The organism is Microbacterium sp. BF1 (assembly GCF_019279095.1).
Taxonomy (GTDB): domain Bacteria; phylum Actinomycetota; class Actinomycetes; order Actinomycetales; family Microbacteriaceae; genus Microbacterium; species Microbacterium maritypicum.
This window is the reverse complement of the sequence record NZ_JAGYWT010000804.1, coordinates 1-670: the sequence shown is the minus strand read 5'-3', so window position 1 is coordinate 670 and position 670 is coordinate 1. Positions and strand designations below refer to the sequence as shown.

The window sequence follows — 670 nt, the reverse complement described above, 5'->3', positions numbered from 1 at the left end:
GCTGCTGGTTCCCGGTGTGCGCTTCATCGTCACAGCCCGCGTCGACCTGGCCGACCTCGAGCAGCGTCTTCCGTCGTCAGACCTGCATGTGGCGAGGGTCGTCGTCCCGCCGATGTCGAGTGGCGAAGCCCGCCGCCTCCTCGCTCGTCTGCTGCCTGTCGAGGAGGGGACATCCGCGAAGGGCGCAGAGGCAGCCATGCGTGCGGATGCGCTGCGCCGCATCGTCGCGGTCGGAGGGGGCCTCCCGCTCGATCTCGTGATGCTGGCGGGAATCGTCCGCGAACACGAGGGCTGGTCGTTCCAGGACCTCGCATCGAGATTCGAGCACGAACCTCGCGATGCGCGCATCCGTCCGGTCCTGGAGGCGGCGACGCGTTCCCTGTCTCCGGCCGAGGCCGACCTTCTCGCCGATGCCGCGCTGCTGGACAGGGACATCGAGGAGGGCGTGCTCATCGCCGCGGCCGGTCCGTCCGCCGCGCGGGATCTGCGCCGCCTGCACGCCCGTCATCTGGTCGAGCTGCGTGAGGGGCGTGTGCGCATGCACGACACGGTCTTCGCCTTCGCGGCAGAACGGTCACGGTCGCTCCGGCCGTCGTCGGTGCGCCGACGGTTCGTGGACAGATCCGCGTCCGAGGTGCTCTCCCGGATCGGGGAGGACCCCGACTTCGCC

Annotated in this window: 1 protein-coding gene; it reads left to right on the top strand. The window is 70.4% G+C overall.

Annotated features, from left to right (window positions below):
- On the top strand, positions 1 to 670 hold a 670-nt coding region (locus KZA10_RS16900), incomplete at both ends, for a hypothetical protein (RefSeq protein WP_218683482.1).